Annotated in this window: 10 protein-coding genes; 2 read left to right on the top strand and 8 right to left on the bottom strand. The window is 74.3% G+C overall.

Going from position 1 to position 12,650, the window contains the following annotated elements; genetic code table 11:
* The first annotated feature begins 198 nt into the window (after positions 1 to 198).
* Positions 199 to 681, top strand: coding sequence for a hypothetical protein (locus tag LHA35_RS23995; RefSeq protein WP_226613298.1), 483 nt, complete (start codon positions 199 to 201; stop codon positions 679 to 681).
* A 289-nt stretch (positions 682 to 970) separates the two neighbouring features.
* On the opposite strand, the gene LHA35_RS23990 is transcribed toward LHA35_RS23995, so the two are convergent.
* From LHA35_RS23990 to LHA35_RS23955, 8 genes are all read right to left on the bottom strand, one after another.
* Complete coding sequence (locus LHA35_RS23990; protein WP_226613297.1) at positions 971 to 2,608, bottom strand: proton-conducting transporter transmembrane domain-containing protein; 1,638 nt, start codon at positions 2,606 to 2,608, stop codon at positions 971 to 973.
* Complete coding sequence (locus LHA35_RS23985; protein WP_226613295.1) at positions 2,605 to 4,110, bottom strand: complex I subunit 5 family protein; 1,506 nt, start codon at positions 4,108 to 4,110, stop codon at positions 2,605 to 2,607. Before LHA35_RS23985 ends, LHA35_RS23990 begins: the two co-directional genes overlap by 4 nt.
* Positions 4,107 to 4,427, bottom strand: a complete 321-nt coding sequence (locus LHA35_RS23980; protein ID WP_226613294.1) for an NADH-quinone oxidoreductase subunit K — start codon at positions 4,425 to 4,427, stop codon at positions 4,107 to 4,109. The genes LHA35_RS23985 and LHA35_RS23980 overlap by 4 nt, the downstream gene beginning before the upstream one ends.
* On the bottom strand, positions 4,424 to 5,365 hold the full coding sequence (locus LHA35_RS23975; RefSeq protein ID WP_226613292.1) for an MnhB domain-containing protein: 942 nt from the start codon (positions 5,363 to 5,365) through the stop codon (positions 4,424 to 4,426). The genes LHA35_RS23980 and LHA35_RS23975 overlap by 4 nt, the downstream gene beginning before the upstream one ends.
* On the bottom strand, positions 5,362 to 5,550 hold the full coding sequence (locus LHA35_RS23970; RefSeq protein ID WP_226613279.1) for a monovalent cation/H(+) antiporter subunit G: 189 nt from the start codon (positions 5,548 to 5,550) through the stop codon (positions 5,362 to 5,364). Before LHA35_RS23970 ends, LHA35_RS23975 begins: the two co-directional genes overlap by 4 nt.
* A 1-nt stretch (position 5,551) precedes the next feature.
* Positions 5,552 to 8,635 (bottom strand): efflux RND transporter permease subunit, encoded by a 3,084-nt coding sequence (locus LHA35_RS23965; RefSeq protein WP_226613277.1) that lies wholly within the window; start codon positions 8,633 to 8,635, stop codon positions 5,552 to 5,554.
* The gene (locus tag LHA35_RS23960) at positions 8,632 to 9,723 is read right to left on the bottom strand and encodes an efflux RND transporter periplasmic adaptor subunit (protein WP_226613260.1); all 1,092 of its coding nucleotides are present in this window, start codon (positions 9,721 to 9,723) and stop codon (positions 8,632 to 8,634) included. Before LHA35_RS23960 ends, LHA35_RS23965 begins: the two co-directional genes overlap by 4 nt.
* A 178-nt stretch (positions 9,724 to 9,901) precedes the next feature.
* Complete coding sequence (locus LHA35_RS23955) at positions 9,902 to 11,368, bottom strand: alpha/beta hydrolase (RefSeq protein WP_226613259.1); 1,467 nt, start codon at positions 11,366 to 11,368, stop codon at positions 9,902 to 9,904.
* 92 nt (positions 11,369 to 11,460) lie between these two features.
* On the opposite strand from LHA35_RS23955, the gene LHA35_RS23950 reads away from it, so the two are divergent.
* Entirely contained in the window at positions 11,461 to 12,498 is a 1,038-nt protein-coding gene (locus LHA35_RS23950; protein WP_226613258.1) for an AI-2E family transporter, read from the top strand.
* Positions 12,499 to 12,650 lie beyond the last annotated feature (152 nt).

Genomic DNA, 12,650 nt, shown 5'->3' with positions numbered 1-12,650 from the left:
AGGAAACCAATTCGCCTGCGTGCGACAAGGTATTTCACCTGGTTCGGGTCAAGTGGTGCAAACCGGGGAGCCATGCGCATGCCTTGCTGCCGGCCTCGGCACGGCGCGGGTTGGCACGCTGCTGTTGGGCTGCTGAGCGCGTATGGGCTGCGCGCCGTGCCCCCGGAAGCGCGCCTGTCGGCGGAGATCCAGTCGCAGGTGGATCTCGGCAGCATAAACTTCGCCAGCAACGATCGCCTGCGCGAGGTGATGGCCCGTACCACCGCCTTGCCCGGGCAGGTGGAGGCGGCGGCCGAGCTGAACATCGCGGCGCGGCTGCGGGCGCTCAAGGCCGGCTTGCTGCTCATGGCCTGCGTCTCGCTGCTGACCATGCTGCCGGCCAGCCGCCTGCCGGACGACAGGCCGAGGGGATTCCGGCCGGCGCGGCGAGGCAGCCCTCGGATGACGCGGCTACGGCCGGGGGGCGCGCGGCCTCGGCACGCTGGTGAGGCTGGACCACGGCATCATGCGGCGCACTTCGTGCGGAAGTCGCATGCGGCGCTGCCCTCGGCCTTCGCCTTTCTCCTGGAGAATGACAGCCTCTCCGGCCGGTACAGGTACCATGAGATCTGTACGCGGATTGCCGGTGACGCAGCGTCCGGTGATCGGAGGCCGGCGATAACCGCCACAGCTTGTGGCTGACCGCATCTGCGCACAGGTTTCGCCATACCGGCGGCTTCCTCTTCGCAGGGTGCTTCTCCTCCTGCAAACCGCCGGCCTGGCTCGCCCGCCTCACCTCGGCCGGGCGGCTCTTCCCCGCGGATGAGGACCGCCGCGGCGCTCGGGCTGGTATGCCTTCGCCGCCATGGATGGGCGCCTGGTGGGGCGCGACCGACACGCTGCGCAGCCGGGAATTCACGACGCGGCGCGAGCCGGCGCAATTCGGCTCGATCCGCCTGGCCCTCCGGTTCCGGCCGCGCCGCGCCGCCACTCACGGCGCTGCGGTTGCCATCAGCCCGAACAGCGCGAGGATCAGCACGAGCAGCGAGAGCCCGGCCGCGGGCCAGGCGCGCAGCACGGCCTCCGCCCGCCCCACCGCCGTGCCGCAGGCCGCGCCGAGGCGGCGGGCGGGGCCGGCGAGGGACAGCAGGTCGCCCTCCGGCACGGCGCCGAGCCAGCGGTCCCGGCGCGCGAGGGCGGCCGCCAGCGCGGCGCCGAGCAGCACGGGCCAGAATGCGCCTGCGGGATCCTGGCCCGGCACCTGCCATGGGTCACCGAGGCCGGCGCCGGCATGCAGGGCCCAGGGCAGCAGCAGGGCCGCGGCGGCCATGCCGAGCCAGGGCAGCAGCAGTCCCGGGGCGGGCCGGCGCTGCGGATCCTCCGCGGTGAGGGCGACGAGCCGGCGCATGAAATGCAGCATGAGCAGCGTCGAGCCGGCGGCCGAGAGGGCAGCCAGGAGGCCCACCAGCCCCGCGCCAAGCTGCGGCTTCACCGCTGCCTTGGCCAGCGCCCCGCCGGTGCCCGGCAGGCCGCCGAATCCAAGCGCGAGGAGGAGCGCCGGCAGCAGCACGAGCCAGAGCCGGCGCGGGCCGCCGGTGGCGGCGGCCAGCCCGACCGCGAGGAAGAGCGCGCCTTTGGCCAGCACGTGGTGCGTCGCGTAGAAGGCGACCGCCATGGCCGTCCCCGGCTCCGCCAGGGCCATTCCCATGCCGAGCGCGGCGGCGGTGACACCCATCTGGCTGATGGTGGAATAGGCCAGCACCGTTTTCGGATTGGCCTGGACGATCCCGCAGGCGACGCCCCAGAAGGCGGTCAGCAGGCCGAGGCCGGCGAGCACTCCGCCCCAATCGGCCAGCGTCCCGTCCGCGGGCAGGAAGCGCAGCAGCCCGATGATGCCGGCCTTGACGATGGCGCCGCTCAGCACGGAGGAGGCCGGCATGGGCGCTGCCGGATGCGCCAGCGGCAGCCAGACATGCAGCGGCACCAGGCCCGCCTTCAGCCCGAAGCCGGTGATGAGCAGCCCGACCGCGAGGCCGCGCGCTGGCGAGCCAGGCAGCGCGGCGACCGCCTCGGCGATGGCGAGGCTCGGCCCCTCCACCGCCTCGGCCAGCAGCGCGAAGGCCAGCAGCAGGCAGATCTCGCCCATGACCGCGAGCAGCAGCGTGACCTCCCCCGCCCGCCGGGCCCGCGGCGTGCCGTCCTGCACGATGAGGCCGAAGGCAGCCAGGCTGGCAGCCGCGAAGGCGAGGTAGAAGCTGGCGAGGTCGCCGGCGACGAAGACGCCCAGGCTGCCGGAGAGGGTGACCAGCCACCACAGGGCGAAGCGCTCCGCGCCCGGTCCGCGTCCGAAGTAGCGGAAGGCATAAGCACCCGCCATGCTCCAGAGCAGCGAGGCGGCGCCGAGCAGCAGCGCCGAGGGCGCGTCGAGCCCGAGAGTCAGGCGCAGCCGCGCCGCGTCCATCACCAGCGGCGGGGCATCGGCGGCCAGCAGCGCGGCGGCAAGGCCCGGCAGCGGCGCGATCCAGAGCAGGCCGGGCATGCACCGGCGCGCCGCCCCGTGCAGGCAGGCCAGGAGCAGCAGCAGCGGCATGCCGATGGCCGCGACCAGCAGGGCCTGCGGGCCGCTCAAGGCCCGGCGCCCGCGAGCGCGCCGGGCCGACCGATCTGTACCAGGCCGAAGGCGGCGAAGGGCAGCAGGCCGAGGGCGACCGAGACCAGGGCCAGCGCCAGCGCGACGCGCGCCGGCCCCGGCGCCTGCGGTTCGGGCTGCGGCGCCGTGGCCGGCGGCACGGTGAGGGAACCCGCGAGCACGCGATAGACATAGCCGCCGGTCAGCAGTCCGCCGCCGAGGATGACGGCGGCCCACCACCACTGGCCCGTGCCGATCGCCGCCGTCAGCAGCAGCCATTTGGCGGTGAAGCCACCGCTCGGCGGGATGCCCACCAGCGAGAGGCCGGCGAGGCCGAAGGCAATGACGGCCATGGGCACCGCCCGCCCGGCGCCGCAGAGCGCCGCGACCCGGTCATGGCCGACTGCCCCGGCGATCAACCCGGCCGAGAGGAACATCGCTGCCTTGGCGAAGGCGTGCGAGGCGGCCTGCAGCACCCCGCCCAGCCAGGCGCGCCTCGCGGCCTCGGCATCTCCCGCCAGCACCAGCGGCAGCATCAGGAAGAGATAGCCGATCTGCGCGACAGTGGAGTAGGCGACCAGCAGCTTCAGCCTCTCCTGCCGCAGCGCGACCAGGCTGCCCACCAGGATCGCCGCCGCGCCGAGGCCGGCGAGCAGCGGCGCCGCGGCCCCGGCCGGTGCGGGCGGCAGTACCCAGACCCAGACCCGCAGCAGCAGCACGAAGGCGGCCTTCACCACCAGGCCCGAGAGCAGCGCCGAGGCGGCGGGCGGCGCCCCGGCATGCGCCGGCGGCAGCCACAGGTGCAGCGGGAAGAGCGCCATCCGCGCCAGCAGCCCCGCCGTCATCAGCGCCGCCGCCAGCAGGGTCGGCGCATCGGCGCGGGCATGGGCGGCCAGCAGCCCGATATCGAGCGTGCCATAGGCGCCGTAGAGCAGGGCGGTGCCGAGCAGATAGAGCGCCGAGCCGATGAGGGCGAAGAACAGGTAGCGCAGCTCCGACCGGAACTGGCTGGCCCGGCCATCGAGGCAGGCGAGGGAGAGCGCCGCGAAGGTCAGCATCTCCAGCGCGACGAAGAGGTTGAACAGGTCGGCGCCCAGAAGGGCGGCGGCGAGCGCGGCCGAGAGCGCGAGCAGGAAGGTCCAGAAGGCGAAGGGCGCGCGCGCCTCCGCCACGCCTGGCGGCGTCGCATGGGCGGCGCGGCCGAACAGCGCGACGGCGAGCAGCACCACGGAGGCGGTCAGCAGCATCGCCGCCGCGATACCGTCGGCCTGCAGCCGGATGCCGAGGGGCGGCGCCCGGCCGCCGACGAGGTAGGCGAGCGGCGCCCCGGCGGCCTGCACGCGGGCTGCGACGGCGCCGGCCAGGAGGACGCCGAGCCCGAGCGCGGCGAGCGCGATCCGCTCCGCCGCGCGGCCGCCCAGGGCGAAGGCGGCCAGCATGCCGCCGGCCGGCAGCGCGAGCGTGAACACGAGCAGCCAGCCGCCCGGCGTCGTGCCGCTCATTCGCCGCGCGGCCCGCTCTCGGGTTCCCCGGCGATGGTCGCCGCGCCGGTGATCTGGTGCAGCCGCAGCGCGAGGGCGACGGCGAGCGCGGTGGCGGCGAAGGCGACGACGAGGCCGGTGATGACGATGGCCTGCGGCACTGCATCCGCCGCCGTGGCGCCGCGCCGCGCCACCACGCCGAAGAGCAGGAAGACGCCGCCGCCGAGCAGGTTGCAGGCGAGGATCTTGCGCAGCACCGCCGCCTGCGCGACCAGTCCGAACAGGCCGAGCGCGATCAGCGCCGCGGCCGTGACGCCGTAGGGCAGCGTCGCGCTCATGCCGCGCGCTCCGGCGGGCCGGCGACCAGCAGGGCGAGCGCCGCGGCGACCGAGAGGGTCATCGCGGCCTCGACCAGCAGGATCAGCGGCCTGGCGAAGGCGGGCGGCCAAGCGAGGAACCCCTCCGCCAGCGCCATGCCGGCGAGCCCGGCGAGCAGGAAGGCGGCCGGGCCGGCGACCAGGGCGAGCCGCACCGGGCGGCTGGCGATGGCGGGCGGCTGCACGATGCCCGCGACCCAGGCGAGCCCCCACATGGCCGCAAGGATGGCGCCACCCTGGACTGTCCCGCCCGGCGCCTCCGACCCCACCCAGGCGATGTAGGTGCCGACGACGATGCCGACCGGCGGCAGCAGCCGCGCCAGCAGGGCGAGCGGCCCGTCTTCCTGCCGCGGGAAGCGCGGGCCCGGGATGCCGCCCCAGCGGCGGTCCGGCGCCATGGACCAGACCGCGAGCACGGCGAGGACCAGCGCGACCGATTCCAGCAGCCTGTCGAGCCCGCGATAGCCCGTCAGCACCGCGGCGACGGGATTGCCGAGCCCCGCTTCCCCGCGCCGCGCCAGCGCCTCCGCCGCGAGGCCGGGCGCGGGATCGGGCAGGGCAAGGACGGCCAGCGCCAGGGCGAGCCCGACCGCGCCCGCCAGCAGGCCGGCCGCCGCGACCATGCCTCGGCCGGGCATCGCGGCGGAAACCGTCTCCGCGCCGCCGCGCAGCCGCACCACGGCCAGCAGCAGGATCACGCCGGTCGCCGCGACCCCGATCGCCGCCTCGGCCATCGCCACCTCCGCCGCGCCCAGCCGCAGCCAGGCCAGCGTCAGCAGCAGGCCGAAGCCGAGGAAGCCGACCACCGCGGCGACGGCCGTGGGCGCGGCGAGCGTCCAGGCCGCGGCGCCCAGCACCAGGGCGGCGACCAGGCCATCGAGCAGCCAGGAGGCTGTCATGCCTCCGGCTCCGCCTGGCGCGCCGTCTCCGCGATCATCTGCGCCGCCGTGCCGCCCGAGAGCAGGACGAGCGCCCAGGCAAGGACCGGCTTCAGCGCTTCGGCGAGGCCGCTGGCGAAGGGCAGCAGGCCGAGCGCGACCAGGCAGAGGCCGAGGACCCCGGCCAGGCGCCCGGCGGCCGGCATCTCAGCCCGCCCCCGCCGGCGCCGGCACCGCCGCCCGCTTCCGGTCCGGCGCGCGGGCGCCGAACCAGGTGACGTAGAGCGTCGGCAGGAAGACCAGCGTCAGCAGCGTCGCCACCAGCAATCCGCCCATGATGGCGAAGGCCATGGGCCCCCAGAACACGGTCGGGGCGATCGGGATCATGCCGAACACGGTGGAGATCGCCGTCAGCATCATCGGCCGGAAGCGGGAGGAGGCGGCGGCCACCACCGCGTCCCAGACCGCCAGGCCCGCCGCCCGGTCGGCCTCGATCTGCACCAGGAGTATCACGGCGTTCTTCGCGATCATCCCGAGCAGCGCCAGGACGCCGAGGATGGCGACGAAGCCGAGCGGCCGGCCGAAGAGCAGCAGCGCCCCGACCACGCCGATGACGCCGAGCGGCAGGACCGCGATGACCAGGCCGAGGCGCTGGAAGCTCTGCAACTGCACCATCAGCACGGTCAGCATGATGACCAGCATCAGGGGCACCACCGCGAGCACGGAGGCGCGGGAAGCCGCGCTCTCCTCGGCGATGCCGCCGAGTTCCACGGTGAAGCCCTGCGGCAGCGTGGCGCCGATGGCGGCGACCGGCCCGGCCAGCCGGTCGACCACGGCCTCGGGCAGCACGCCCGGCCGCACATCCGCCCGCACGGTCAGCGTCGGCACCCGGTCCCGCCGCCAGATGAGCGGGAATTCCTGCTCGTACTCGAAGCTGGCGAGGGTGCCGAGGGCGACCGTGCGCCCGCCCGCCACCGGCACCTGCAGGGAGCGGAGTGTATCGATCGAGAGGCGCTGCTCGGCCGTCGCGCGGGCCACCACATCGACCAGGTAGATGTCGTCCCGCACTTGCGTCACCGCCGTGCCGGTGATCGCCGCGTTCATCGCCGCGGCGAGGCTGGCCGAGGAGAGGCCGAGCTGCCGCGCCTGGTCCTGGTCCACCCGGACGCGGAGCTGCCGCGCCGGCTCCATCCAGTCGAAATGCACGTGCTGCGCGCCGGGATCGCCGGCCATGACCTGGGCGACGCGGAAGGCGATGTCCCGCACCGTCTCCACCTCCGGCCCGGTCACGCGGTACTGCAGCGGCCAGCCCACCGGCGGGCCGAGCTCGAGCGGATAGACGCGGGAGACGCTTTCCGGGAATTCCTCCGCCAGCAGCACCTCCAGCCTCGGCTGCAGGCGCTGCCGCGCCTCCAGGTCCTTCGCTACCACCACGGCCTGGGCGAAGAAGGGGTTCGGGAGCTGCGCGTTCAGCGGCAGGTAGAAGCGGATGGCGCCGCGCCCGACATAGGCCGACCAGCGCGCCACATCCGGATCCTCCGCCAGCGCGGCGTCCAGCCGTTGCATTGCCGCCTCGCTGGCATGGATGGAGGCGTTCTGCGGCAGCGTCAGGTCCACCAGCAGCTCCGGCCGGTCGGAGGAGGGGAAGAATTGCTGCGGCACGAATCGGACCGCCCAGAGCGCGACGACGAAGGCCGCGACGGTCAGCGCGATGGTGAGCCAGCGGGCGCGCATGGCGCCGAGCAGCAGGCCGGTATAGGCCCTGAGCATCAGCCCCGGCTTCTCCGGCTCCGCCCTGGTCCTCGCCGGCGCCTTCAGGATGGCGACGCCGAGCAGCGGCGCGAAGAGCACGGCGACCAGCCAGGAGACGAGCAGGGTGATGCCGACGACCGCGAAGATGGAGAAGGTGTATTCCCCGGCGGAACTCGCGGCGAAGCCGATCGGGACGAAACCGGCGATGGTGACCAGCGTGCCCGACAGCATGGGCGCGGCGAGCGCCCGGTAGGCGAAGCTGCCCGCCTGCACCTTGCTGTCGCCCGCGGCGAGGCGCCGCATCATGGCGTCGATCGTCGTCATCGCGTCGTCCACCAGCAGGGCGAGGGCGATGATGAGGGCGCCGAGCGAGATCCGCTGCAGGTCGATCCCGGCCAGCGCCATCAGCGGGAAGACCACCGACAGCGTGAGCGGGATGGAGAGAGCGACCACCGCGCCCGGCCGGACGCCGAGGCTGAGGAAGCTGCAGACGATGATGATGAGGATGGCCTGCCACAGGCTCTCGGTGAACTCGCCGATGGCGGTATCGACCGTCACCGCCTGGTCGGCGACCAGGACTGGCTCGATGCCGACCGGCAGCCCGGCCGTGATCGCCGCCATCTCCCGCCGGACATTCGCGCCGAGCGCCAGGATGTCCCCGCCGTCGCGCATTGCGATGCCGAGCCCGATGGCCGGCTCGCCGTTCACCCGGAACAGCGGCTGCGGCGGGTCGGCGGTGCCGCGGCGGACCTCGGCGATGTCGCCGAGGCGGATCATGCGCCCGCCGGCGGAGAAATTGACCGAGAGGATGTCCGCCTCCGTCCCGAAGGCGCCGGAGACGCGGATGGAAAGGCGCTCCTGCCCCGTCTGCACCAGCCCAGCGGGCCGGACCAGGTTCTGCGCCTGCAGCGCGGCGACCAGCGCGGGGTAGTTGAGGCCGAGGCCGGCCAGGCGCTCGGTCGAGAATTCCAGGAAGATGACCTCGTCCTGCGCGCCGATGATCTCGATCTTGGAAACGTCCGGCACCCTCAGCAGGCGGGAGCGGACGGCCTCGACATGGTCTCGCAGCTCGCGCTGGCTGAAGCCGTCGGCGGTGAAGCCGTAGATGATCCCGAAGGTGTCGCCGAAATCGTCGTTGAAGCCGGGGCCGATCACGCCCTGCGGCAGGGTATGGCGCATGTCGGCGACGCGCTTGCGCACCTGGTACCAGCTCTCCGTCACCTCGGCGGGCGGGGTCGAGCCCTTGAGGTCCACGAAGATCGTGGCCTGGCCGGCGACGGTGTAGCTGCGGAGCGTGTCGATGTTCGGTGCCTCCTGCAGCGTGCGCTCCAGCCGCTCGGTCACCTGCAGCAGCGTCTCCTCGACCGAGGCGCCGGGCCAGCCGGCCTGGACCACCATGGTGCGGAAGGTGAAGGCCGGGTCCTCGTTCCGGCCCAGCCGGAAGAAGGCGAGGCCGCCGGCGATGACCGCGACGATCATGAAGTAGACGACCAGTGACCGCCGGCTCAGCGCGATGGCCGAGAGGTTGGGGCCGATCATCGCGCGGCGCTCTGCCCGCCCAGCAGCCGGACCCGCTGCCCCGGCCGGAGCGCCTGCACGCCGGCCGTGACCACGATGTCGCCGGCCTCCAGCCCGCCGCCGACCACGACACGGGCGGGATCGAAGCGCAGCACCTCCACCGGCCGCAGCGCGACGGTCTGCGCCGCCGGGTCCACCACCCAGACGGCCGGCTGCTGCTGCGCCCGCGTCAGGGCCGAGGCGGGAATCTCGATCGCGCCCCCGCCGCCGAGTTCCATCCGGCCGGTGACGGTCGAGCCGAGCCGCATCGCGGCCGGCGGCTCGGCGAGGCCGACGCGGACGCGGAAGGTGCCGGTCACCGGGTCGGCCTGCGGCGAGACCTCGCGCACCCGTCCTTCGGCGCGCACCGCCGGATCCATGGTGAGCGCCACCTCGACCACCGGGTCGGCCGGCGCCTGGTCCTTGAGGGCGGGCGGGACATCGAAGACGGCATCGCGCCCGCCCTCCCGTGCCACCTGCACGATCATGCGGCCGGGCTGCACCACCTCCCCCGGCTCGGCGCCGCGGGCGGTCACCACGCCGCCGGCATCGGCGACGAGGTCGGTGTAGCCGAGCCGCGTCTCGGCGATGTTCACCTGCGCCTGCGCGGCATCGAGCGTGGATTCCGCGCCGCGCAGCATCCGCGTCGCCTCGTCGTAGCGCACGCGGGTGGTGAACCCGGTCTGCAGCAGCTCGCGCTGCCGCTGGTAGTTGTTACGGGCCTCGGCCAGCCGGGCGCGGGCGGCCGCCTGCTCGGCGCGGGCGGCGCGCAGCGCGTTCTCCTCATTGGTCCGGTCCAGCCGCGCCACCACCTGGCCGGCAGCGATCCGGTCGCCGACATTGACCGGGCGTTCCACCATGCGACCGTCGATGCGGAAGGCAAGGCTGACCTGGGTCTCGGCCTCGACCGTGCCGGTGAGCGAGACCACGTCGCCGCCGCTGCGGGGGGCGACGGAGGTGACGCGCACCGGCCGCGGCTCGACCACCGGCGGCGGCGCGGCCTCGTCGCAGGCGGCGAGCAGCCCCGGCAGCAGGACGCCCAGCGCGGCACCGCGGCGCAGGCTGCTCACGCACCTCGCCGGCTGGTTCGGGCGGCACATGCACGTCTCCACTCCCGCGGGGGGCGGCCGGCACGGCCGCGGCAGGCGTCGCGTGATCCCCCTCCGCCGGCAGATTACCGGCCGGGGCGCGCATCGGGATCGGCTGCCCGTCCCGGCCCTGCGCCATCCATCCCAAATCGCCGCAGGCTCATGGCGCCGGCCCGATCGCCTCCTCGATGCGGGCGAGCAGATAGGGGAAGAAGGGGTTGGAGCTGAGGCGGAGCAGCGCGTCCGGCGCGATGGCGAGCACCCCGCGCTCCCCGCGCGGCGCGAGGGCGCCGAGCTGGACGCCATAGGCCTCGGCCGGGTCCGGATCGAGGCCGTAGAGACCATCCGTCACCGGGAAGGGCAGCGCGACATGCGAGAGCGAATAGATCTCCCGCGGCCAGGCAAGGTCGAGAGGTCGCACCCGCTCCTCCGTCCCGCCGCCCTCGGTGCTGCGCTCCAGCACCGCGTCCTGGCCCGGGCCGGCATTGGTGACGATCGTGGCGCGCCAGTGCCGCGGGGCGGGCGGCAGCAGCCGCTCCAGCGCCGCTTCCGTCGCCGGCGTCAGCAGCGGCCCGAGCTTGGCGTTGCGGTTGATGTCGAACAGCACCAGCTCGCTGCCCTGCGCCGGCAGCCTCTCGTACAGCGCCGCGACCACGGCGCGCGTGCTGACCGTGAAATCCACCACCGACTGGAAGGTGAGCATCGGCGGGAGCCGCGCCAGCCGCCCCTCCGCCGCCTGCCGTTGCAGCTGCGCCTGCAGCGCCATGGTCAGCCGGTGCGACTGCCGCGCGCCGTTGACCGGGAAGGAGTTGTACTTGAAGGGGATGAACTCGGGCAGGATGCCGAGCCAGGCGGCCTTGGCGAAGCGCGGCAGCAGGGCCGGCAGCGCCGCCAGGCCGGCGAAGCGGGCGAAGGCGGTGATGCCCACCATGGGCGAGACCAGCACCAGGCGGTCCGGCCGCGGCAGGCGTGGATCCTCCGCCGCGTCCAGCGCGTATTTCACCGCGAGCGCGCCGCCGTTCGAAAAGCCGACGACATGCAGCGGCCGCTCCGGCCCCAGGCGCCGCCGCGCCTCCCGCACCGCCAGCCGCGTCGCGGCCAGCCAGTCCTCCCAGGTCACGTCGGTCAGCGCCGCCGGCACGGTGCCGTGCGCCGGCAGCCGGATGCCGATCGCGACCCAGCCGCGCTCCGCATAGCGCGCCCCGACATGGCGCAGGCTGAAGGGCGTGTCGGTCAGCCCGTGCAGCAGGACGACGGCGCCCTGCGGCTCGCCGGCCGGCTCCAGCACGAAGGAGCGGTTCCAGTCCCGCGCGAAGCGGGCGGGATGCAGCGGGCTGCCGGCGAAGTAGCGGTTGGCGGGGATGCGGTCCTCGGGCTCCAGCGCGCCGGTCACCTCGGCCCGCACCGTGGCGAAGGCAGCCTCCTCCGCCGCGAGATAGGCGGGCCAGTCGGCGGCATCGATCGCCTCGGCGCGCAGCTCCTCCGGCACCACCAGGTGCCAGGGGCGCAGTGGCGGGCCACGCTGGGTGTCCCAGACGCGCAGCGCCAGCAGCACGAGGGCGAGTGCCGCCGCGAGCAGGGCGATCCGGCGCGGCAGGCGGCGGAGGAAGGACGGCAGGCGCATCATCCGGTTCGCCTGCGCAGATCCCGCCCGCACGGCCGATGGGTTGCGCCGCCGCGGCGGCTGGCCGGGCCTGCCACCGCAACAGGGGGACTGGCATGGGCGGGATGACGGGGCAGGGGCCGCGGCGGATGCTGGGACTCTGCGCCGCGATCCTCACGGCGGGCGCGCTGCACTGGGCGGAGGCGGTCCTGGCGCCCGTGGCCTTTGCGCTCTTCGCCATCGCCCTCGCCTGGCCGGTGCATCGCGCGGCGCAGGCCCGGGTGCCGCAGGCAGCGGCGCTGCTGGCCACCGTCCTGGTCGTGCTGGCGGTGCTGGTCGTCCTCTCTCTCGCCATCGGCTGGGGCTTCGGCCGCGTGGCGCGCTGGGTGATCGCCGAGGCGGGGCAATTGCAGCTCCTCTACGCGCGGAACCTGGACTGGCTGGAGGAACGCGGGGTCGCCACGGCAGCGCTTTCGGAGCAGTTCGACACCCGCCAGCTCGTCCGCATCGCGCAGGCGGTGATCCTGCAGCTCCAGGGCGTCGTCAGCTTCCTCGGCCTCACGCTGGTCTTCGTCATCCTCGGCCTGCTCGAGGTCGAGGTGACGCGCCGCCAGCTCGCACGGCTGGGGCGGGATCGCCCGGCGCTGTCCGCCCTGCTGCGCGCTGCGGGGCGGACAGCGGCAAAGCTGCGCGCTTATATGCTGGTGCGCACCGTGATGAGCCTCGCCACGGGCCTCGCGGTCTGGGCCTTTGCCTGGCTGGCGGGGCTGGAGCTGGCGGCGGAGTGGGGCGTGATCGCCTTCGTGCTGAACTACATTCCCTTTCTCGGCTCGCTGCTCGCCACCCTGTTCCCCACCTTCTTCGCCGCGCTGCAATTCGGCACCTGGCAGGCGGCGGTCGCGGTCTTCCTCGCGCTGCAGGCCATCCAGTTCCTCTCCGGCAGCTATCTGGAGCCGCGGCTGGCGGGCGCGCGGCTTGCCCTCTCGCCCTTCATGGTGCTGGTTGCGGTCTTCCTCGGCGCCCTGCTCTGGGGCATTCCCGGCGCCTTCATCGGCGTGCCGGCGCTGATCGCCGTGCTGACCCTGTGCGAGGAGTTCGAGGGCAGCCGCTGGGTGGCGGAGCTGCTCTCGGGCCGGGATCCCGGGGAGGGGTGACCGCCATCCGGGCCGCATCGCCCTTATATCTCTCAGTTGGCAGCCGGCGGTGAGCCGGCGAGGCTGACGATGGACGGGAGCCCGTGCACGCCTTGGGTGGCCGAGCCCGCTTCTGAGCTGGGGACCCCGTCCGTCGTCCCATCCGGGAACCC

Origin of the sequence: Roseicella aerolata, assembly GCF_020523605.1 — a bacterium.
In the GTDB taxonomy this organism is placed as follows: Bacteria; Pseudomonadota; Alphaproteobacteria; order Acetobacterales; family Acetobacteraceae; genus Paracraurococcus; species Paracraurococcus aerolatus.
The sequence above is the reverse complement of the archived record's forward strand: the minus strand, read 5'-3'. Positions and strand labels throughout refer to the sequence as shown.

Bases quoted from the DNA above. Each gene is read 5' to 3' on its own strand.
- LHA35_RS23970 (WP_226613279.1), bottom strand. From the start codon at position 5,550: ATGCCGGCCGCCGGGCGCCTGGCCGGGGTCCTCGGCCTCTGCCTGGTC.
- LHA35_RS23965 (WP_226613277.1), bottom strand. From the start codon at position 8,635: ATGATCGGCCCCAACCTCTCGGCCATCGCGCTGAGCCGGCGGTCACTG.
- LHA35_RS23950 (WP_226613258.1), top strand. From the start codon at position 11,461: ATGGGCGGGATGACGGGGCAGGGGCCGCGGCGGATGCTGGGACTCTGC.
- LHA35_RS23975 (WP_226613292.1), bottom strand. From the start codon at position 5,365: ATGACAGCCTCCTGGCTGCTCGATGGCCTGGTCGCCGCCCTGGTGCTG.
- LHA35_RS23980 (WP_226613294.1), bottom strand. From the start codon at position 4,427: ATGAGCGCGACGCTGCCCTACGGCGTCACGGCCGCGGCGCTGATCGCG.
- LHA35_RS23955 (WP_226613259.1), bottom strand. From the start codon at position 11,368: ATGATGCGCCTGCCGTCCTTCCTCCGCCGCCTGCCGCGCCGGATCGCC.
- LHA35_RS23985 (WP_226613295.1), bottom strand. From the start codon at position 4,110: ATGAGCGGCACGACGCCGGGCGGCTGGCTGCTCGTGTTCACGCTCGCG.